Origin of the sequence: Adhaeribacter pallidiroseus (assembly GCF_003340495.1) — a bacterium.
Taxonomy (GTDB): Bacteria; Bacteroidota; Bacteroidia; order Cytophagales; family Hymenobacteraceae; genus Adhaeribacter; species Adhaeribacter pallidiroseus.
In genome coordinates this window covers 279,056-301,365 of the sequence record NZ_QASA01000001.1, presented here as the reverse complement: position 1 = coordinate 301,365, position 22,310 = coordinate 279,056, and the positions used below count along the sequence as shown (strand labels likewise).

The 22,310-nt window shown below is 43.1% G+C and carries 17 protein-coding genes and 1 pseudogene; 7 read left to right on the top strand and 11 right to left on the bottom strand.

Annotated elements, in window-relative coordinates:
* Positions 1-233: 233 nt before the first annotated feature.
* On the bottom strand, positions 234-461 hold the full coding sequence (locus AHMF7616_RS01190; RefSeq protein WP_115371231.1) for a hypothetical protein: 228 nt from the start codon (positions 459-461) through the stop codon (positions 234-236).
* A 325-nt stretch (positions 462-786) separates the two neighbouring features.
* On the opposite strand from AHMF7616_RS01190, the gene AHMF7616_RS01185 reads away from it, so the two are divergent.
* Complete coding sequence (locus AHMF7616_RS01185; protein ID WP_115371230.1) at positions 787-2,124, top strand: amidohydrolase; 1,338 nt, start codon at positions 787-789, stop codon at positions 2,122-2,124.
* Positions 2,125-2,166: 42 nt separating this feature from the next.
* Here the strand turns inward: AHMF7616_RS01185 and AHMF7616_RS01180 are convergent, their stop codons facing one another.
* The 7 genes from AHMF7616_RS01180 to AHMF7616_RS01150 all read right to left on the bottom strand — a co-directional run bounded on the left by AHMF7616_RS01180 (position 2,167) and on the right by AHMF7616_RS01150 (position 11,083).
* Complete coding sequence (locus AHMF7616_RS01180) at positions 2,167-3,879, bottom strand: M28 family metallopeptidase (RefSeq protein ID WP_115371229.1); 1,713 nt, start codon at positions 3,877-3,879, stop codon at positions 2,167-2,169.
* 60 nt (positions 3,880-3,939) lie between these two features.
* The gene (locus AHMF7616_RS01175; protein WP_115371228.1) at positions 3,940-4,353 is read right to left on the bottom strand and encodes a rhodanese-like domain-containing protein; all 414 of its coding nucleotides are present in this window, start codon (positions 4,351-4,353) and stop codon (positions 3,940-3,942) included.
* A 258-nt stretch (positions 4,354-4,611) separates the two neighbouring features.
* Positions 4,612-5,130, bottom strand: coding sequence for a DUF6624 domain-containing protein (locus tag AHMF7616_RS01170; protein ID WP_115371227.1), 519 nt, complete (start codon positions 5,128-5,130; stop codon positions 4,612-4,614).
* Positions 5,131-5,203: 73 nt separating this feature from the next.
* Positions 5,204-5,743 carry a DUF421 domain-containing protein gene (locus AHMF7616_RS01165; protein WP_115371226.1) on the bottom strand — a complete coding sequence of 180 codons (540 nt, stop codon included), beginning with the start codon at positions 5,741-5,743 and terminating at the stop codon, positions 5,204-5,206.
* Between the two features lie 219 nt (positions 5,744-5,962).
* The gene (locus tag AHMF7616_RS01160) at positions 5,963-6,406 is read right to left on the bottom strand and encodes a response regulator (protein ID WP_115371225.1); all 444 of its coding nucleotides are present in this window, start codon (positions 6,404-6,406) and stop codon (positions 5,963-5,965) included.
* A gap of 5 nt (positions 6,407-6,411) precedes the next feature.
* On the bottom strand, positions 6,412-9,126 hold the full coding sequence (locus AHMF7616_RS01155; protein WP_115371224.1) for a PAS domain-containing protein: 2,715 nt from the start codon (positions 9,124-9,126) through the stop codon (positions 6,412-6,414).
* Positions 9,127-9,400: 274 nt separating this feature from the next.
* Complete coding sequence (locus AHMF7616_RS01150; RefSeq protein ID WP_115371223.1) at positions 9,401-11,083, bottom strand: dipeptidyl-peptidase 3 family protein; 1,683 nt, start codon at positions 11,081-11,083, stop codon at positions 9,401-9,403.
* Positions 11,084-11,502: 419 nt separating this feature from the next.
* Between AHMF7616_RS01150 and AHMF7616_RS01145 the strand changes: the two genes are divergently transcribed.
* From AHMF7616_RS01145 to lpdA, 4 genes and pseudogenes are all read left to right on the top strand, one after another.
* Positions 11,503-14,274 (top strand): 2-oxoglutarate dehydrogenase E1 component, encoded by a 2,772-nt coding sequence (locus tag AHMF7616_RS01145; RefSeq protein ID WP_115371222.1) that lies wholly within the window; start codon positions 11,503-11,505, stop codon positions 14,272-14,274.
* A 150-nt stretch (positions 14,275-14,424) separates the two neighbouring features.
* Positions 14,425-16,146, top strand: coding sequence for a 2-oxoglutarate dehydrogenase complex dihydrolipoyllysine-residue succinyltransferase (gene odhB, locus AHMF7616_RS01140; protein ID WP_115371221.1), 1,722 nt, complete (start codon positions 14,425-14,427; stop codon positions 16,144-16,146).
* 176 nt (positions 16,147-16,322) lie between these two features.
* Positions 16,323-16,678: pseudogene (locus AHMF7616_RS01135) on the top strand (four helix bundle protein).
* 31 nt (positions 16,679-16,709) lie between these two features.
* Entirely contained in the window at positions 16,710-18,113 is a 1,404-nt protein-coding gene (gene lpdA / locus AHMF7616_RS01130; protein WP_115371220.1) for a dihydrolipoyl dehydrogenase, read from the top strand.
* A 142-nt stretch (positions 18,114-18,255) separates the two neighbouring features.
* On the opposite strand, the gene AHMF7616_RS27410 is transcribed toward lpdA, so the two are convergent.
* The 3 genes from AHMF7616_RS27410 to AHMF7616_RS01115 are packed head-to-tail and all read right to left on the bottom strand — an operon-like array spanning position 18,256 to position 20,434.
* A complete protein-coding gene (locus AHMF7616_RS27410; RefSeq protein WP_115371219.1) occupies positions 18,256-18,663 on the bottom strand; it encodes a TonB-dependent receptor domain-containing protein in 408 nt (135 codons plus the stop codon).
* Complete coding sequence (locus AHMF7616_RS01120; protein WP_158546065.1) at positions 18,645-20,195, bottom strand: TonB-dependent receptor family protein; 1,551 nt, start codon at positions 20,193-20,195, stop codon at positions 18,645-18,647. The genes AHMF7616_RS27410 and AHMF7616_RS01120 overlap by 19 nt, the downstream gene beginning before the upstream one ends.
* 50 nt (positions 20,196-20,245) lie before the next feature.
* Entirely contained in the window at positions 20,246-20,434 is a 189-nt protein-coding gene (locus AHMF7616_RS01115) for a hypothetical protein (protein WP_115371217.1), read from the bottom strand.
* Between the two features lie 406 nt (positions 20,435-20,840).
* Between AHMF7616_RS01115 and AHMF7616_RS01110 the strand changes: the two genes are divergently transcribed.
* Together AHMF7616_RS01110 and AHMF7616_RS01105 are read left to right on the top strand one after the other, a co-directional pair.
* Positions 20,841-21,212, top strand: coding sequence for a hypothetical protein (locus AHMF7616_RS01110; RefSeq protein WP_115371216.1), 372 nt, complete (start codon positions 20,841-20,843; stop codon positions 21,210-21,212).
* 183 nt (positions 21,213-21,395) lie between these two features.
* Entirely contained in the window at positions 21,396-22,199 is an 804-nt protein-coding gene (locus AHMF7616_RS01105) for a polysaccharide deacetylase family protein (protein WP_115371215.1), read from the top strand.
* Positions 22,200-22,310: the final 111 nt, after the last annotated feature.

The window sequence follows — 22,310 nt, the reverse complement described above, 5'->3', positions numbered from 1 at the left end:
CCCAAATGGCTTCCTAATCCAGTTTCGTAAAAAACGGGATAGTAAATCCCGTTTAGCTTGGTCTAAAGATTTAATTTAAAGAACACCAATAGATAGTAGAATAAAAAGTAAGCGTACTTCTTTCTAATTTGCTTTTAGCCCTGGATTATTTATTAAATTTTAACTAACCTCATCGAAAACAAAAAGCCTTGTTCTCCTGAAAGAACAAGGCTTTTGTATTAAAAAGTTTTACCTTATTTAGTAGCTGTAGAATCTACAACACCATCTTGTACCGGTTGATCTTGAACTACCGCGGTGTCCCCTTCAGTAGGCGTTGTAGCCGAATCCAGCTCAGCACCAGCGGCATCTACCGCACCTTCAGTAGCGCTTTCTGCATTTTCAGCGGGTTTAGAATTACAAGAAGCAAACGTGAACGAAAGAGCGGCAAATGCTAAAACAATAATTTTCGATAAGTTTTTCATAACAGATTATTTTAGATTAATTACTTTCAGATTTTAGTCTTTATACTTCTAACCTGAATAAAGTAACCCTTGGCCGAAATAAATCTGGAAATCTTCTAAATAGCTCCAGCTTTAAATTCTGCAACTTTTATGTTTAAAGCTTTGGTAAACACTTAATTTTAAGCCAACTATGGCGTAATAACTATTAATAGAAAAGTAGGGGTTCGTTTTTCAAAAATTTAAAAATCTATCTGTTTTACGAAAGCTTATGGCTTCAAAAATTAAAAATTCAGGGCGGCAATCCTCTTGATCTTGTTTCTTTGTTTGCTTAAAAAATCAGAATCTAATGTCTTTTTCTAAATACCTGTTCCTTTTTCTGTTTACTAGTATAGTACTGCCCAGCGGTGCGCAACCAACGGCGCGCGATAAAGAAGTGCAAGCCTTTGTGGAACAATCTTACGGCAAATTGTTTTCGTTGTATCAAACCTTACACGCCGCACCAGAACTATCTTTTCAGGAAAAAAATACTGCGGCTACCATAGCCGCACAATTAAAAACAGCTGGCTTTGCGGTAACTGAAAACATGGGTGGTTACGGAGTGGTCGGAATTTTAAAAAACGGGGCTGGTCCTACGGTGCTGGTCCGGACGGATTTAGACGGATTACCCGTACTGGAAGAAAGCAATTTGCCTTATGCCAGTAAAGCCACTGGTAAAGCCGATGCTGGCAAAGAAGTACCCGTGATGCACGCCTGCGGCCACGATATGCACATGACGGTTTTTACCGGAGTAGCGCAAACTCTGGCAAAATTTAAAAAAAACTGGTCGGGCACGGTAATCCTAATCGGGCAACCCGCCGAAGAACGTAGCGGTGGCGCCAAGGCCATGTTAAAAGATGGATTGTTCACTAAATTTCCGGAGCCCGATTATTGCTTAGCACTGCACAACCACGCCAGTATACCCGCCGGGCAAGTAGGTTACACCGAAGGCAACATTATGGCCAACGTAGACGCCGTAGAGATTACCGTACGCGGATTAGGTGACCACGGAGCCATGCCCCAAAACACCAAAGACCCGGTGGTACTGGCGTCGCAAATTGTAATGGCTCTGCAAACCATTGTAAGCCGCGAAACCTCGCCCTTGCAACCAGCCGTGGTTACGGTAGGCTCTATCCACGGGGGTACGTCGTACAACATTATTCCGGATGAGGTAAAATTGCAATTAACCCTGCGCTCCTACTCCGATGAAGTACGCCACAATACCATTGCCAGCATTAAACGTATCTGTAAAGGATTAGCCGAAGGCGCGGGCATTCCCCAGGACCGCTTACCTGTTGTCACCGTCCGCGACCAGTTTAATCCGTTTACCTACAACAATATTAATCTTACGAAAAGGTTAACGCAATCTTTTGTGCGGGTTCTGGGGAAAGAAAACGTGCTGGAAACACCGCCCTCCATGGTGGGCGAAGACTTTGCTTTTTACGGCCGCACCGAAGCAAAGATTCCGATTAGCCTGTACTGGCTCGGCACCGTTGATCCAAAGAAACTAGCCGAAAGCAAACAAACGGGTAAAGCCTTCCCCACACTGCATTCCAGCAACTTTGCGCCCTTGCCGGAACCAACCATTAAAACGGGTGTGCAAACCATGAGCGCCTCCGTGATGGATTTGCTGGCTCCTAAAAAGTAAAAGCGAATAAATTTTAAAATTTTATTCGCTTTTACCGGTTTATTATTGCTTTAGCATGGCTTCCCGTTTGGCTTTAAACTCCGTGCCGGGTTTCCATTCGGGGTAAGTATCGCCTTGAGCTACGTCGTAGCCTACCATAAAGTACAGTTGTAAATCCTGAATGGCGCCCGAGAAATCCCAATCTTTTTTAATGTCGTCCGATACTTTGTGGTAATCGTTAGCGGTATAAGCTTCGGCTTTTTTCCGGAAATAATCCTGCGGTTTGTCTACTGCTTCTTCGCCCGATTCGGCATAAAGGGCGGGTACGCCTTGCTTGGCAAACTCAAAATGGTCGGAACGGTAGAACGAGCCTTTTTCCGGGGTAGCCTCCGGTACAATTTTCCGGTTCTGTGTTTGCGCTGCCTTTGCCAGAATATCATCCAGGGTAGAATTGCCGTAGCCAATGATAATAACATCTTTGGTGCGGCCATAAGCATTCAGCACATCCATGTTTATATTAGCCAGAGTTTTATTAAGCGGGTACAACGGGTTGGCAGCATAATACTTAGAACCTAGCAAGCCTTTTTCTTCGGAGGTTACCGCCAGAAACAAGATGGTCCGTTTAGAAGGTTCGGGTAACTTTTTATACGCTTCGGCCAGTTCCAGCAAGCCCGCGGTGCCGGTGGCATTGTCTAAGGCGCCGTTGTAAATCTGGTCACCGGTGAGTTTCGGATCTATGCCCAGGTGGTCCCAGTGCGCCGAGTAGACCACGTATTCATTTTTTAAATTTTCATCCGATCCTTCCAGCTTGGCAATAACGTTGCGGCTTTTAATTTCGCGCAAACCTATTTTTAAATCAAAATTAGCTTTAGCCGGCAAAGCCACGGGTTTGAAACTTTTTTGCAAAGCCATTTTCTTTAAAGTAGCAAAATCCTGACCCGAGGCAGCAAACAATTCTTTAGCTTTATCGGTGGTAATCCAGCTTTTTACGGCAACTTGTTTGGCATTTTTGTCAGGCGTTTGAATATCCACGTTTTCGCGGCTGTTACTGCCCGATACTACTTCGTAAGGGTAACCGGCCGGTCCGGTTTCGTGGATAATGATGGCGGCAGCGGCTCCTTTTTCCGAAGCAATTTCGTATTTGTACGTCCAGCGGCCGTAATACGTCATGGCGCGTCCGCCAAACATTTTCTTGTCCAGTTTAGTGGTATCGTTCTCTTCCGGAATCGGCGGATCGTTAATCAGCATCACAATGGTTTTGCCTTTTACATCTACGCCTTTGTAATCGTCCCAGCCGTATTCGGGAGCCACAATGCCGTAGCCTACAAATACCATTTCGGAGTTAGCAACCGTAACGCGTGGTTTGTACTGGTGCGAAAACGCCACGTAGTCCTCCGGAAAATTAAGACTAATCTTTTTGTTATGGGCCGTAAAAGAAGCGGTAGGCTGCGAGGTAAAACCATACAACGGAACATCCTGCACGTAACTCCCGTTGGGGTTGCCGGGCACCAAACCCAGTTGCTTAAACCGGCGCGTCAGGTAAGCAATTGTGGAATCTTCGCCGCGGGTACCGGGCGCCCGGCCTTCGTATACATCCGAAGCCAAAACCTCTGTTTGTTTTAATATGTCATCGGCGGAAAAACTAGCCAGTGCTGTTTGAATTGTTTTATTGACTAGGGTACTGCCATCCGCAGCAGTGGCAGTTGGTTTTCGGTTATTTTCGCGGCAACTTCCCAATAGCAGTGTGCCGACTGCTAAAAAAATTAAGTTTCTCATAGCGCTACAATGGTGTGAAAAGAACTTTACATCCGGTAAAGCTCCGAAAATTTAAAAATTTTATTTTACTATCACCTGACCGGCTTGTTGCCAAGCCGCTATGCCACCTTCCAGGTTATAAACCTTTTTTAAGTTGTTTGCTTTTAATTGGTCGCAGGCTTTGGCGCTTCGGCCTCCTTTCGCGCAGTAAATAAAATAAGGCTGATTTGGTTTTAAATTTTTAATAGCTTGTTCAAATTCCGGATCCTGGTAATTCATATTAATAGCATGGGGTAAGTGCCCTTGGGCAAACTCCGTAGGTGTACGCACATCCAGCACCACACCTTTTTGAGCAGCTAGTTCCTTCTGAAAATTAACGACGTTTAAATTAACATAATTCGTGGTAGTATTCGGTTTCTGGGCAAAAGCGGGAGCGGCCAGGATTAGTCCACCAAATAACACAGCGCTTAATATAGATTTTAACAGTACCGGCATCGCATCAATTATTAATTTGTAAAGCTATTAAACTTAACAAAGCAGCCTATAAGGCTGCCTTACAAATGTAGTAAGGCGTATAAATCATTTAAATTTCATGTTTTTAAATTCTTCAAGCGTTGTTATCTTCTAATCCACACCAAACGTTTTAGCATATTCTTCCACTGTTTGCTCAGAACCTGCTTGCCGGCGTTTTTTATTTACCGTTTCCGGATTTTTGATGGGCCATACAAACACGGTCTATTCCTCTTTCTTTGTTTATAAATTAATGTGCTTAAAACCATATACTTGCGTCCCATACAGTTGTTCTTTCTCTTCCTGCATCAATAAGCGATCTAGCATGGTGGCATACCGCTGAAAAGAGAGTTCTCCTTTTATAGCTGCTTGTTCGACGATGGGAAAGTACAGATTTATTTTAGGGGAATGTTGGAGTACATAATATACGGCTTCGTTCGTAGGAGTACCTACCAGGGTTTTGACCGGATAACCGTATTGCTTTATTATCTTTTCTACTCTAATCAGGTTGGAAGAAGCTATTTTTTCCTGCTTGCTCCACAAATGCGAGTCTAAATCTGGGTTAGTAACAGGGTATACGGCTGCCAAGGAGTCCGCTTTTGTGTTATTGTTTTTTAAAGATAGCAGGTATCTATATTTCTGGTCCAGGACATAGATGCTATCCAGTTCGTGTTTTAAAACCAGATTTATTCTTTGTTGGGCATACGTCTCTAATACTAAAAACAGAATAAAAAAAATTGGCAGTAGTTTTTTTAAAACCATCGTGGCATCCCTTATGATTACACCTGACTATTCCCAAACACAAGCAAAGCTAAAATTTAAAAAAATCACACTTTTACAAACCACCACTGGCTAAGTTCTTTGGCGGATGGCCCGCTAATTTAGAACGATGCGTTTTATGCTGGCTCTTAAAATCTTGGGTAAGAATACTGATGTTCCCGTCAACTTCTAAAACTGCCAGATCTACTTCTTTTAAATCTTGTAAACCGTGTTCCCGAGCCGCTACTTCCAACTCAGTTCTGGATAGATGCACTTTACGCAGGTTTTCATCTTTTAGCTTTCCTTTGTAAATAAGCATTACCGGTTCTCCTTGTATTAATTTACTCCAGATGCGCGAACGATAAATAGTTAATTTTAAAAAATAGTTAGTTCCAAATAAAGCTGCTGCCGCAATTAGTCCGCCCGCTAAAGTAGTATCCGGACCCACCATGGCGTTCTGCACGGAGTTGCTGATTAATAAAATAAATACCAGATCCACTACTGATAATTGGGTTAGTTCTTTTTTACCGAATAACCGAATAGCCAGAATGATAAATAAGTAAACCGCTACCGCCCGACCGGCCACTTGCAGGTAATTATAATACCTTATATCCATAAGCCAAAGCTGGTTTTTAAACTCGAGTAAGTCTTATTCCCTAATATTACCGGAATTCTCTCCCTGTAGGGCAAGCTTTTACTTATATAAGTAGTTGTTCGTTAGTAGATGTTGGTTGTTCGATTCATAAGACACTACTAGTCAATGTTTTATTCTAAGTTATGCACTTAATTAATTTTGTCCGAGTACTTATAAATATAAAAATTAGAACAGCCCAACTTACTGCTGCGTAATGTGCTCCGGAAAATATTCTTCTAAAATTTCTTTTACATCGGCTTCGGAAAGCGATTTAGAATAATGCTTTTTTACTGCATCGTATTTCTTCAATCGTTCCAGATCGTAGAAACTAGCCGAAGAGGTAAGCATTAAAATTACTATTTTGTTTTTTAAGGCAAGATTGGCTTGCTGATACATCTCCAAAAATTCAAAACCATCCATCACGGGCATTTTTATATCCATCAATATTAAATCCGGGCAGGGTTGCGTTTGGTGGCTTACCTGATCACAAGCGTGGGCTAAATATTCAAAGGCCTGTTCGCCATCAGTAATCACTTTTATTTCGTGGGCGGCATTTAACCGGCTTAATAGGCGATGGTTCAGGTAATTGGTAGTATCGTCGTCGTCTACCAGCATTATTAAATTTAAGGGTATTATTTTTCGCATAGCGTTTAGGAACCGGATTGATTTTTTAAGAACACCTGAAAGGTAGTGCCCGTATCTACCTCGCTAGATACTTCAATGTGCCCTCCGTTGTTCTGTACAATCCGGTTTATGATATACAGGCCAATGCCTGATCCGGCTACATGATTATGGAAGCGCTTAAACATTTGAAACAGCTTGCCTTTGTGCCGGTCTAAGTTAATGCCTAAACCATTATCCTGTATCGTTAATAAGATAAATTCATTTTCTAAACTTGTTTTAATATGCACTACTGGTTTTCGGTGGGGGGAGCGATATTTAATGGCATTGCTCAATAAATTATAAATAATGCTTTTTAGATTAACGCGGGAGAAATAAATAGCTGGGACCTGGCTGAAATCCAGTATAATTTGGGCTTCTGATTCTTTAATAATATCCTGAATGCTTAACTGCACTTCCTCGGTGATATCGGCAAAGGCTGTAACCTCCCAGTTTAGATCGATGTTCTTCTGTACTTCCACAATATCGGCTAAATCACGGATGGTGGTATGCATTTGATCTAACGATTTATGAAACATAGAAACCAGGATATCAGCATCCGGGGTATGAAACTGCGCAGATTCCATTAATTCGCTAAAGATGCGTGACATGCTGATAATAGGCAGTTTTAAATCGTGCGATGCGGTATAAACAAAGCTATCCAGGTCTTCGTTGGTTTTGCGTAGCTCCTGGTTTATCTGCAACATTTCTTGTTCCGCCCGTTTTTTCTCTTCGATATCGGTGCAGGTTCCAAACCATTTTACAATGGCCCCGCTAGTGTCGCGTATAGGACTTGCCTGACCCAAAAACCAACGGTAATCTTCAGCTTTACTTTTAAAGCGGTATTCAATTTCGTAAAATTCGCCGGTTCGCAGCGAATGTTCCCACCTAATCCGGGAACGCTCGCGATCATCCGGATGCAGTAAGTTTTTCCACATTTCGGTACCTTGGCTGCTTGCTACGTCGTAGCCCGTGTAATCTATCCAGCGCTGGTTAAAATAATCGTGGTAACCCTGGGCATCCGTCGTCCAGATAAATTGCGGCACTGCTTCGGCCAGAAACTGAAAACGTTCTTTTTCGGTACGTAACTGTTCGGTTAGTATTTCGGCTCTCTTTTTGGCTTTTACCTGGTCAGTTACTTCTACTGTTACGGAAAGTACGCCCTCTATCTGATTATTTGAATCATAAAAAGGTTGGTAGGTAAAAGTAAAATACCCTTCCTTTAACGGGCCAGATGGGTTGTTTTGGTACAAAACTTTTTGCTCTACGCCATTATAGACTTTGCCACTTTCGTATACTTGCTGTAATATGTGAATAAAACCTTGTTCCTTAAATTCGGGCCAGGCTTCGGCAGCAGGTAAGCCAATACAGTACCTGTTCCCAAATAGCGCTACCATGCCTGGCGTTACCAGGTCAACAATTAAATCAGGTCCTTTCATTAAGCAAAAATGCGCCGGTGCCTGGGTAAGTACCCGTTGCAACTTTTCATCTTGTTTTTGCAATTGCGACTGCAATTTTTTATTAACCTCAATATCGGTATGCGAACCCACCCATAAAATGATGTTGTTGTTTTCGTCCCGGATGGGTACGGCTCTTACCAAAAACCACCGGTATTCCTGCGTGGCCGATGCCCGCCAGCGGTTTTCTACTTCAAAATTTGCGCCGCTGGTCAGCACTTGCTGCCACGTTCTGGTGGTAGTTTCTAAATCTTCCGGGTGAATGTAACATTGCCAGCCTTTGTTAAATAAATCTTGCAAAGGAGTTCCTAAGTATTCTATCCAGCGTTGGTTGTAATAATTAACAACCCCGTTTGGCAAAGCAGTCCAGGTCATTAACGGAAAGCTTTCCATGATGGTAGTAATCCGATTTTCGTTGGCTTTTGCTTCTTGCTCTGCTTTTTTGGTATTGGTAATGTCAATCATAGACCCAATCATGCGGTAAGGTTGTTGATTTTCATCGCGCAGCACAAAACCCCGGTCTAGGATGTAGGCATAAGAATTATCTTTTCTTTTAAAACGGTATGTATCGCTCCAAACTTCCAAGCCATGCTGGATTACCCCATGAATGCTCTGCTGAATGCGATTTAAATCTTCGGGATGAATCCGGGAATACCACGATTCAATAGTGGGCTCTGTTTCCTGCGGCGGGTATCCAAACCGGGTGTTAAAACCTTCGCTCCAGGTTGTTTGATCTGTCAGCAGGTTCCAATCCCAGACCACATCGTTAATGGTTTGAAAAACAACTTGTATTAATTCTTTATTTCGGCGGTGCGCTAGCTTTTCCAAATAGTAGGGCGTAATGTCTTTTACCTGATGTATAATATAACGCAGTGTATGGTCAGCACTTTTTACCGGGAAATTGCGCACCTTCCAATAACGCACTTCAAAATTACCTCCCTGCTCCGCTGGCTGGAGAATATCGTATCGCTGCACAGCCAGTGTTTGCGTTTTCTTTTGCTGAATAACTCTTTGCAGCGACCGCTTTAAGTTTTTAACAGAATTAGCTTCACCAGCCGCTGGATTATCTGGAAAAATATCGAAAATATACCGATTTATAATATTCTCGCGCTTTGTTAAAGTGGCTTTTAAGTAGGCTTCGCTTACCGCCAGTATATTTAAATCTGTGTCCAGAATAAGGTAAAGTCCTGGGAGATTATTAAAAAGTAACTGTAAATCAATGGTGGTTGCAGCAGTGTTTAGTATCATAAAAAAATCGAACGTACGCTCTTACCTGCACAGTAAATGCAAACTCATCCGTGTTTTTAAACAGCGAATATTCTTTTACCTGAGTTTATTCATAAAAGCTACATAGAGCGGGTAAGCAAATGTATAACAGTTATTCTCCGTTTGATTTATACCAGTACCTGCTACGCAAGGTTGTTCTCTGAGAATTAAAAAAGCGTATATCTTGCAACATTATACTATTGTACCATTAAAGAGTCAAAAAAATTCTAAATTAATCTAAACACTTTTTTAATCATTAAAGCCCTAAAACTTGTGGCCCTTGCTCAAACACTACGTCCACCGGGATTTCTGCTTGTGCCAATCGGTTTAGATCGTTTTGTAGTTCGGGGCTTATTTTGCCTTGCTCACTAAGCAGTTGTTTAACCCCTGCATAATCGCCGTTTCCTTGCAGCACCAGTATTTTTTCGGATAATTTATTCATGGCTTGCTCCATTTTTTCAAAATTTACCCGGTACGTACCAGTAGCCGCATCCCGTACAAAGGCTCCATTTTGCGCAAAGAAGTTAAACCGTACCATATTGGCTTGCCCATGGGCACTGGCGGCTCCAAACCTAACCGACCGGAAGATACCAGCCAGGAAAGTAGTGAAGTAATTTTTTAAATCGCCTTCTATTTGCCCTTTTTTGTGCAGTTGGGTAATCATGTACAATCCCAAAATATCAGCTTTGCCTTCTTCCAGCGCGGACCCTTGTTCTTTAAGCGCATCGCGTACGGTTCCTTTTTTATTGATTGTATTTTTAATTCCTAAGCCATGCGCCACCTCGTGAAACATAGTAGTAGCAAAAAAAGCGTCGAAGTTAACCAAGGGGCGTTGATCTGGGGCTATTAATGTATTCGTAATTGGCACCATTATCTTGTCAAATTTGGCTTGCATGGTGTTCTTAAGTTGCAGCCGACGCGTTCCTTTTTTAAGCTGTACTTCTTCGTCGTTGGGCAAATTAATAGCAATGGTTTTACTACCCGCATTACAATCACCAGCGTAGTATATTACCTCGTAGGCATTTAAATCCGAATCGGTTCCCGGGATTTCGGCTTTGTATTTACCTGGTACCGGTAAGCCTTTTTGTAATTCTGGTAAAAAAGCGGCGTATTTGGCCAGTCGTTGGCTCCAGGCTTGATCTTTTACTAGCACGTAGGCTTCGTGTGCCGCTTTGTAGTTGTATAGTTTATCTTCGTACACTTCTATGGGGCCAACCACAAAATCAATGGTATTGGTTTTCATATCCATCCAGGCCAAATCGCTGGGTTGGTATTGGTCCGTTAAAAGCGCATTGGCTCGTAAAGTCAGATATTTTTTTAAACCAGCATCTTCGGCCAAGGTGGCGGCTTGTTGCAGCAAGGCAGCAGCTTTTTTTATCTGGGCTTTAAACTGCACGTGGTAAGGTACAGTTATTAACTTTCCTTGCGCAGCGCGGCGCAAAAACGTATACTGGCTTTTTTTATCTTTCAGATCAGTCTTTTCAAACTCTGCCTTCGTCATATCCGGCGGATAGAAGTTAGCTGTTTCGGGTTTGGCTTTTACTCCCGGTAAAAAAGGCTCGTTATTTTCTAAGCGGTCCCAGGGTCCGTAATTTACTTCCACAAACTTGCGGGTAGCACCGTCTTTTACGGTAGCCAGTAAAGAATCGCGGTTACCATAGGCTTCGTACCAGAAAAGATTATCCATAATTTTAGCTACCTCTATTAGTAGCGGTAACATTTGTTTTTCCTTCGCGGATAATCCATTTAAATCAGCAGTAAGCCTTACTTGCACGTACTTTCCTAATCGGTCGTAGATGGGAGCTGTTTGTGCGCTATCTTCGGTCTGCGAGGTAGCGCTGGTTTGCTGATTGGCCGTTTGCGCTTCTTTATTTTTTTGACAGCCACCCCAATAAACACTACTTATTAAAATCAAAATCAGAAAATATTCTTTTTTCATGCGATATAAAATTTATTTTTTCGTAAGATAAATTTTGTTTTAGAAATAGTAGATCAATAATTCAGTACATTTTAGGCGTAAAAGCTGGCAGTAAATTCAAAATTTAAAAATTTCTCATTAAAAACTTTTCAATAAACTACCGGATGATTTTACTTAAAACCTGTTGTTTGTTAGAAAAAAATCATCAAATTTTACCGCTAAAGCGTTCATATTAACAGCTTTAATGCGCACTAGCTTTTAAGTGTTGAGAATCCAATATTTTAATAATCTGTGAATGGCTATTTACTACTTGTTACCACATAGGGGCACTTAAAAGTATATATAATTGTTTTTCAGGTATATTTGTTTATGCGAATACGAATTTTTTGAATTTAAACAAAGTATTTACATTTGAAATCGTTTAAAAATAACCATTATTTATGAGTAGTTTCTCGTATATTGCTAATGCAGACGCATCGTACATTGATGAGTTGTATAAAGCCTACCAACAAAATCCCGAATCGGTAGATTTTGGCTGGCGTAAGTTTTTTGAGGGGTACGATTTCTCCGTTAAATATACGTCAGAAAATGGCCATGCGGCACCATCCACCAATGGTACCAGCAAAACCGCTCCCGCAAGTACTACTGCTACTTCCGACATTGATCGGGAGCTAAAAGTACGTAACCTCATCCAGGCTTACCGAAGCCGGGCACATTTACTTTCTAAAACTAACCCGGTACGTCCGCGTAAAGACCGGAATGCTTTATTGGACCTGAAAGATTTTGGCTTATCCGAAGCTGATTTGGATATTGTGTTCCAGGCCGGGGAAGCCATTGGAATTGGTGCATCGTCGCTGCGCGACATTATTGCTGCTTTAAATAAAATTTACACCCAAAGCATTGGGTTTGAATACATGTATATCCGCGATCCGGAAGTTCTAGATTGGTTTCGGGATAAAATAGAGAAAGAATTTTTAAATTTTAATCCACCGCTAGAGTACAAAAAGCGAATTCTTAAAAAATTAAACGAAGCGGTTGTTTTTGAAAACTTCCTGCACACTAAATTTTTAGGTCAGAAGCGTTTTTCGCTGGAAGGCGGCGAAACTACTATTCCGGCTCTGGATGCTATTATCGATAAAGCTTCGGAACTAGGGGTGGAAGAATTCATGATCGGAATGGCGCACCGGGGCCGTTTAAACGTGCTGGCTAATACCCTGGGTAAAACCTACGAGCAAATATTTAGTGAGTTTGAAGGTACGGCCGTGCCGGATTTAACCATGGGTGATGGCGACGTAAAGTACCATATGGGTTACTCCAGTGAGGTTACTACGGCTTCGGGTAAAAAAGTAAATTTAAAACTGGCACCCAACCCGTCGCACTTAGAGGCCGTAAACCCGGTAGTAGAAGGCTTTGTACGCGCGAAAATAGATAGCATGTACAATAATGACTACAAAAAAATTCTGCCAATCCTAATTCATGGCGATGCGGCCTTAGCCGGTCAAGGCATTGTGTACGAGGTCACGCAAATGTCGTTACTGGAAGGTTACAAAACGGGGGGTACCATTCATTTTGTGATTAACAACCAGGTTGGTTTTACCACTGATTTTGAAGATGCCCGTTCGTCTATTTACTCTACGGATGTAGCGAAGATTGTGGATGCCCCGGTATTGCACGTGAACGGCGACGATCCGGAAGCCGTAGTTTACGCCGTACAGGTAGCCACCGAATACCGCCAGCGTTTTCACGCCGATATTTTCGTGGATATGGTTTGTTATCGTCGTCATGGGCACAACGAAAGCGATGAGCCTAAATTTACGCAACCGCAATTATATAATTTGATTTCGAAGCACCCGAACCCGCGGGAACTTTATAATAAAACTTTAATTAACCGGGGCGAAGTAGACGCGCAATTGGCCGAAAACATGGACAAAGAGTTCCGTGATTTACTGCAAGATCGCTTAAACTTAGTGAAACAAAAACCGCTGCCTTACAATTACCAGGTGTTGGAAAAAGAATGGCAAGTTTTACGCCGTTCAAAGCCCGAAGATTTTGAAAAATCGCCGGATACCAGCATTAGCCAGGAAGTAGTAGATAAAGTAGGTAAAGCACTATCAACTATCCCGGAAGGTTTTAAGCCACTAAAGCAAATTGAAAAACTGCTGAAAGAGCGTCAGGACATGTTTTTTAATACGCAAACCCTGAACTGGGCCGCTGCCGAGCTTTTAGCCTACGGATCTTTGTTATTGGAAAATAAAATTGTGCGTTTAGGTGGCCAGGATGTGCAACGCGGCACATTCTCGCACCGGCACGCGGTATTGCACGACGCTGAAACCAATTCAGGTTACAACAGCTTAAATTACATCGATGAGCAGCAGGAGAAAATGCGTATCTACAACTCCTTGCTTTCGGAATACGGGGCTCTAGGTTTTGAATTTGGTTACGCTATGGCTAATCCTAACGCTTTAGCTATCTGGGAAGCGCAATTCGGTGATTTTGCCAACGGCACCCAGGTAATGATCGACCAGTTTATTACGCCATCCGAATCAAAATGGCAACGAATGAACGGGGTTGTTATGTTATTGCCCCACGGATACGAGGGTCAGGGACCGGAACACTCCAATGCCCGTCCGGAGCGATTTTTACAGCTGGCAGCCGAGTACAACATTTTTGTAACCAATATTACTTTACCGGCTAACTTCTTCCACGTGCTGCGCCGTCAATTAGCATTGCCGTTCCGGAAGCCATTAATTAACATGGCACCGAAATCCATGCTGCGCCATCCGTTGGCCGTTTCGCCTATTTCGGATTTTACAACGGGTACTTTTAAAGAAGTTATCGGCGATACGTATGCGGAGGCTAGTGAAGTAAAAAAAGTAATTCTATGTTCAGGTAAATTCTATTACGATTTATATGATGAACAGCAAAAGAATAACCGGCAAGATGTAGCGATTATTCGTCTGGAGCAACTGCATCCTTTTCCGCATCCGCAACTGGAAGCCGAATTAAGTAAATACAACGATCCAAAAGTATACTGGGCGCAAGAAGAACCTTCTAACATGGGTTACTGGGCGTATGTTCTGCGGGCGCTCCGGCTTAAAAATATTTTACAAGACTTTATTGCCCGGAAAGCCAGTGCCTCCCCAGCCACTGGATATTTAAAAATTCATAACAAAGAACAACGCGAGCTCATCGAAAAAGCCTTCGCTATATAATAGTTGAGAGTTATGAGTTAAATGTTATGAGTTGAAAAGAAGTAAAATTTAAGCAGATTTAAGTTTTTTAAATTTATCTTATTAACCTTCTTCCTAATTCCATACTTTTAACTCATAACTCTTAACTTTTAACTCATAACTCAAAGATATATGTCATTGGAAGTAAAAGTGCCTGTGGTGGGCGAGTCGATAACCGAAGTAACTATTGCCAAATGGCTTAAAAAAGACGGTGACCAGGTAGCCATGGACGAAGTAATCTGTGAGCTGGAATCGGATAAAGCTACTTTTGAGCTGCCCGCCGAAGGTGCCGGTATATTGCGCATCATCGTTGCCGAAGGCGAAACTATTCCCATCGGCACCGTGCTTTGTAGCATCGAAGATAGCGGTAATGGCACTGGTAATACGGGTGGTGGTGCCACTGCCGAAAGTAAAGGCAGTGGTTCTGGTTATGGAGGCGCCGTAGCTGAACCCCAACCAGCCGAAGCCCAAACCATCACGGATCCACAAGGTACACCTGCCGCCGAAAAAGCGCCAGTAGCTGAAAGCTCTTACAATCCAGTGTCAACTAATAATAATCCGCAAGCAGGTAACGCTGCAACTATCGCTGCTGGTGGTACTAAAGAAATTAAAATCCCAACGGTTGGTGAATCGATTACCGAAGTAACTATTTCCAAGTGGCTTAAAAAAGACGGCGAATTGGTGGCCCTAGACGAAGTTATTTGCGAGTTGGAATCCGATAAAGCTACTTTTGAATTACCCGCCGAAGTGGCTGGTACTTTACGGATTGTGGCTGAAGAAGGGGCCACTGTACCAGTTGGAGCCGTTATTTGTAAAATTGAAAGTACTACGGGTGCGGTATCTGGTGCACCTGCTGCTCCGGCCAGTACACCTGCTTCTGCTCCGCAGCCGGCGCAAGCGGCAGCTGCTACCAGTGGCGGTGCTCAAACCTACGCCAGTGGTACGCCTTCGCCAGCCGCCGGAAAAATCCTGGCCGAAAAAGGCATTAACGCCAATGATGTAAATGGCTCTGGTCGTGATGGCCGTATTACCAAGGAAGATGCTTTAAGTGCTCAGTCAAAGCCTGCTGCACCAGCACCAGCCGCACAGCCATCGGCTCCGGCTCCCAAACCAGCAACTTCACAACCAGCTTCGGCTCCGGCGGCAACTGGAAGTCGTAACCAACGCCGCGAACGGATGTCGAGCTTACGGAAAACCGTAGCCCGCCGGTTAGTTGCGGTTAAAAACGAAACGGCCATGCTGACTACTTTTAACGAAGTAGACATGAAGCCGATCATGGATATCCGGGCGAAGTACAAAGATAAGTTCAAGGAAAAATTTGAAGTGAATCTGGGCTTTATGTCGTTCTTCGTGAAGGCTTGTACCGTGGCGTTACAGGAATGGCCCGCCGTAAACGCTCAATTGGAAGAAAACGAAATTGTATTTAACGATTTCTGCGACATTTCGATTGCGGTTTCGGCTCCGAAAGGTTTAGTAGTGCCGGTAATTCGCAACGCGGAAAGTTTATCGCTGGATGGGGTGGAGAAAGAAGTTGTTCGTTTAGCTAAAAAAGCCCGCGAAAATAAAATTTCAATCGAGGAAATGACCGGCGGAACCTTTACTATCACCAACGGTGGCGTATTCGGCTCCATGATGTCTACTCCTATCATTAATGCACCGCAGTCCGCTATTTTGGGTATGCACAACATCGTTAACCGGCCAATCGCCATTAACGATCAAGTAGTTATTCGCCCTATGATGTACGTAGCTTTATCCTACGATCACCGCATCATCGACGGTCGCGAATCGGTAAGCTTCCTGGTACGTGTGAAAGAGTTGCTCGAAGACCCCATGCGTTTATTACTGGGAGTATAATTTTATACTCCCAGTAATAAACGCAGTTATAAGTTAAGAGTTATAGGTTATGAGTGCTGGGATGTGACCAGGTCTATTGAATTTTTCAGATGATTATCATCAGATGATTATCAATTGAACATTAAATTTTAAATTCACCGCATGACTTATAATTTATAACTATTAACTAAAAAAGTGTGGCGGAGAGTATTGTTGCGCAGAAGTCTTACCAATTTGCATTACGGATAATTAAGCTGTGCCAGTACCTGCGAAATCAGAAAAAGGAACATGTGCTATCTAGGCAATTATTGCGGAGCGGCACTCAATTGGGGCGAATATCGAGGAAGCTGTAGCTGCACAGTCAAAAGCTGATTTTATAAATAAACTTGCCATTGCTTTAAAGGAAACCCGTGAAACCAGCTATTGGCTACGTTTACTCAAAGATGCAGATATTCTTAGTCAAACAGGTTTTGGCAGCATTCATTCAGATTATATAGAGTTGAAAAAGATGTTAAGCAGCATTATCCTGACGGCTAAAAATAACAACTCATAACTTATAACTTTTAACTCTTAACTTGAACGCAGTGAAATACGATGTTGTAGTGATTGGTTCTGGTCCGGGCGGATATGTGGCGGCCATACGGTGCGCGCAGGTTGGTCTGAAAACCGCCATCATTGAAAAATATAGCGTACTAGGAGGTACTTGCTTAAACGTAGGATGTATTCCATCTAAGGCTCTGCTCGACTCCTCGGAGCATTACCACAATGCGGCGCATACCTTTAAAACGCACGGCATTGAACTGGATAACCTGCAGGTAAATCTAGAGCAAATGATTAAGCGCAAAGGCGAAGTTGTAAAATCGAACAACGATGGCATTACTTTTCTGATGAAAAAGAACAAGATTGATACGTATTTCGGTCTGGGTTCATTTGTAGATAAAAACCGCATTAAAGTAACCGCGCAGGATGGTACTTCTCAGGAAATTGAAACCAGCAATACCATTATTGCCACGGGTTCTAAACCCACGGTACTGCCTTTTATTCCGGTAGATAAGCAACGGATTATTACTTCTACTGAAGCCTTGGAGCTGAAAGAAGTACCCAAACACATGGTAATCATTGGCGGCGGCGTAATTGGTTTGGAATTAGGTTCGGTGTACGCGCGCTTAGGCGCTAAAATTACCGTAATTGAATTCCTGGATAGCATTATCCCGACCATGGATAAATCGCTGGGCAAAGAATTGCAGCGCATTCTGAAGAAAACCTTAGGCTTTGATTTTTATTTCCAGCACAAAGTTACCGGCGCTACCAACACCGGCGAAGGCGTAACCGTAACGGCACAGAACCCGAAAGGGGAAAACGTAACATTTGAAGGCGATTACTGCCTGGTTTCCATCGGCCGCAAACCGTACACGGAAGGGTTGGGCCTAGAAAATGCCGGTGTGCAAATGGCGGAACGTGGTATGATTGCCGTGGATGATCACTTACGGACCAATGTACCGGGTATTTTCGCCATTGGCGATGTAATCCGGGGCGCGATGCTGGCCCATAAAGCCGAAGAAGAAGGTGTTTTAGTGGCTGAGCAAATTGTAGGTCAGAAGCCGCATATTAATTACAATTTAATTCCGGGTGTGGTTTATACCTGGCCGGAAGTAGCTGGCGTGGGATTTACCGAAGAGCAATTGAAAGAACAAGGTCGTGCTTACAAAGCCGGTTCGTTTCCGTTTAAAGCCTCTGGGCGGGCCAAAGCCTCCATGGATACCGATGGTTTCGTGAAAGTACTGGCAGATAAAGAAACCGACGAAATATTGGGCGTACACATGATTGGACCGCGGATAGCCGATTTAATTGCCGAAGCTGTAGTAGCCATGGAGTTCCGGGCTTCGGCGGAAGATGTGGCCCGGATGAGCCACGCGCACCCAACCTATACCGAAGCCCTGAAAGAAGCTTGCCTAGCAGCTTCGGAAAATCGGCCAATTCACATTTAAAATTTAAAAAACTACCGTTAATCTACTTACTTGGGTAACAAACCCTTAGTCAGAGTTAACCAGATAATTTTTAAAAATAAATCTTAAAATCTAAACAGGTAGCTTGGGGCTACCTGTTTAGATTTTACAGCTCTTGTATATTTTAAATAGAAAGAGCAACAGAAACATTAAAGCTACGTCCATCCGATGGCCAGATTCCCGGACCGGGATAAAACGTAGGACGTTTGGTGAAGTAGTGGTTGTTTAGCAGATTATTAATATTTACGCGTACTTTAACCTGCGGCGAAATGCGGTACGAAGCGTTCATATCAAAAATACCGTAAGCCGGCACCAATCCCACTGCTCCATTCACCGAAGGCTTGCGCGTATTTAATGCATCGGCGTAGCATTTAGCGGTGTAGCTGTACAAACCCGAAATACTGAATAATTTGTAGTTATAGGTTACCCCATTGCGGCTAATCCAGGGAGGTGTACTTTCTACGTGATTGTTTTTAACCGAAATATTTTCGTTGCCTTGGCGCACTTGCGCGTTTAGGTAACGGGCATCCATGTAAGCGGTAGAGGTAAAAAAGATAACTGGCTATACGAGGAAAACGGATGCGTGTACTCGACAAAAAGCTCCACCCCGTTTGTTACTGAATTACCAATATTAGTGCGATACAGGTAAAAATTACCCGCTTCATCGCTTTGATTTAAACTACCCAAACGGTTGTTATACCGCAACTGGAACAAGCTCACATCCCATTTTAAACCGGCCTGCTCTCCCCGGTAGCCCATTTCGGCATTGTAGCCGCTGGCGTCTTCCAGGTCCTTATCAATCCGTTCGTAGGTGGTAGCGGGTATAATATCTTTAAAAATTACCGGGCGATAGGCTTGCGAGAAACCAGCGTAAAAGTTTTGGTTAGTTCCTAACTGGTAATCGGCATTTATCCCGAGTAAAGGAAAACGGTGTTTAATAACGGTTGGCAATTGCTCGTTTTGGTAGTACGTAATTTTACCACCCATATCGGATTGACCGCTTTCTACCCGAATACCCGGACTAAGCGAGAACGCCGGACTTAGTTGAAATTGGTTTTCGGCAAAAATAGCTACGTTGCGGGTTTTAAAATGCATGTCGCGGCCCCATTGGGGTTGCGTTAAGGTTAAATCAAAATCGCTGTTGGTGGTACCTTTACCTAGTTGCTGCCGGTGCAAATCATTGCGCATTACTTGCAAACCCGTTACCAAAGTAGAAAAAACAGAACCTATTTCGTAGGTATGCGATACCCGCAACTCGGAAGTATAACTATTAAAATGATCGACATCTACCTGGCGCGGCACGTAGGCCAGCGTAGCCGGATCAATCACATCGGCCACATTGGCGGGCTTGTCAAACTGCACGCTGTTGCGGGCACCCAGTACCGCCGAAGTAACCCATTTCATTTTTGTTCTCGCGGATAAGCTATAATCTACGGTAAAAGAAGGCACGTAAATATCCGGGTTAAAATAATTGCGGCGGCGCGTAGACTGCCGCGGATTAGCCCGAAACATACTATCGGTTAGCGGGCCGGGAATTTGGTACACGTAATTCGAGCGGCCCAGTTCGGCGGTTAAACTTACTTCTTTGTTGGGTTTATAGTGAAGCAAAAATCCTTGCGCATCGTAATTAGTGCGGCTGTTATCGCGGTAGCCATTTGATACTCGTTTACTGTAATAAGCGTAATAGCTAAATTTACCTTTAGTACCGCTAATGGCATTATAGGTACTCAGCAAACCAAAAGATCCGGCGGCATTTACGCTTTCTAGGCCCAGGGTGCGGGTAGTATCGGGTTGTTTGGTTACGTAGTGCAGCATACCGCCAAACTGCGCACCGAACTGTAAGGCACCAGTGCCCCGCACCAGCTCGATGCGTTCCACGGCTTCCAGGGGCAAACTATAATGCGAGGCTGGGTAGCCATACATATCGGAGTTAGTAATAACGCCATTCTGGCGAATGTTAAACTCCCAACCCCGATGCGGGTCTAAGCCCCTGGTAGAAATATTTACCTGATTGCCGGAGCCATCCATATCGTACACAAACACGCCGGGCACTTTGGCAAACAACTGGCGCGGCGTTTTCTCGGTGATATTCGCGTTTAAACTACCCAGATTAATTACTTCGTTTTTTTACCTGAAAATAGGAAAGTATCTTTTAAACGAGGTAAGCGTTCAATATTGGATTTACGCCCCGTTACCGTTACTTCATTCAGCTTTTTACCCCTCAGGCTATCTGTTGGAGACTGGGCATTAACCACCAGGGTAAATAGTAAAAATAAACCTATCAGTATATTCCATTTCTTCATAAACGCACCTACCTTAAAAATTTAATGCCCCAATTTACCGAAAGAAAGCGATTAAGCGAAAAAGCAGGCCTCAAACTACTACTAATCAGGCAAAACCAGAATAAAGATCTAGTAAAGCCGGGGCACTCCTTGCAGCTATCACATGATGCAAACCAAGCTTTTTTGTGGTTATTTCTTCCCAACAGAAATTTTTAAATTTTTAGTCGCTGACCAGCTATTTTTTTAAGGGGCGGGCGTTTGGGTATCACCATACCTAAAGAAGTTTCCAAAAAGAAGCGGCTTGAACCGCAGAAATCTAAAAATTTTAAAATTTCCGAGTAAAAACCAGTAAATTTTACGCCATCAATAATTGGTATTTACTTACATTAGTAGAATCAGGAATCTGAACCACATCTTATTAACTATCATGAAAAAAATTATTTTAACGGGAATTTGTGCTTTTGCGCTTTCAACCACTTTTGCTTTTGTGCCTCAAGCACTTACTTCTGCCTCCTCTAAGCTAGTTGTAGTAGATGATCCAATGGATTTAAACCAATATATTGGGAAGTACAAATTTGAAGGACTGCCTTTTGAATACTTAACAATAACGTTAATAAACGGAAAACTGCACGCAAATACCGGTGCCGAAGAAGGAGATTTAATTCCGTTGCCAGAAGCAGACACTTTTGATGCCTCGGGTAGGGCCATTTTAAAATTTAAGCGTGATACCGATAAAAAAGTAAACGGCATGACCTTAGATGCCGATGGTTCCAGTTTCGAAGGTAAAAAAGAAGCCTGATCGGTGCTAATTACTTATTCTTAAACTGTCCAGATACATTTATCCGGTCAGTTTAAAACAAGTCTGAGGGATTAATCAGGGTAAAAATTTAAAAATTCTTTCTTAAGCTTAGCAGCTATCCAAATCGTGCAAGCGCTAACTTTGTGGTAGGTTAAAGAGCTAACCAGTGTTCTTAAATAACCCATGAACAAATTGATTACTTTATCGGTGTTACTTATTCTTGTGGCGTTTGCCGTACAAGCTCAAAGTAATTTGCTCCGGGAAGGGAAGAAATGCACGGTGGTTTTAACCTACGATGATGGCTTGAAGGTGCACTTAACCTATGTTCTACCAGCGTTAGATTCTCTGGGACTAAAAGCAACCTTCTACCTTTCGGATTATTTTGGCGGTTTACAAGCACAAATCCCAACCTGGCGAGCGGCGGCAGCAAAAGGCCATGAGTTAGGAAATCACACCATTCATCATCCCTGCGACGGCAGCTTACCCGGCAGAGCATTTGTGAAGCCAGACTACGATTTAAGTAAGTATACCGCCGCAAGAATAACCGATGAAATCCAATCGATGAACACATTGCTGTATGCCATTGATGGTAAAACCAGAAGAACGTTTGCTTACCCCTGCGGCGATACCAAAATTAATGGCATGGAATATCTAGCTTCTCTGAGAAAAGAGTTTGTCGGGGCCCGCGGCGTAAGTGCGGGATTGCAGCCCCTGGCGAAAGTTAATTTGTACAACATCAATTGCTTTGTAGCCAACGGGCAAACCGGGAAGGAATTGATTGAACAGGTAAAACAAGCCGAAGCTCAAGGTGGTTTACTGGTGTTTCTTTTCCATGGTGTAGGCGGCGAACACAGTTTAAATGTTTCGCTACCCGCCCACCGGCAATTGTTACGGTATTTAAAGCAGCACGAAAAAACTATTTGGATTGCCCCGGTGCTGGAGGTAGCCACAGTGGTAGAACAACAGCAAAAAAGGTTAAAAGAATAGAGTAAGGATACTTTTTTTAAATTTTAATTCTGATTACACGTGTAAATAGTGACTATAAATCTGGTTGCTGGTATTATCTTAATTTTTATTCTGCAATCATTTTACAATTCG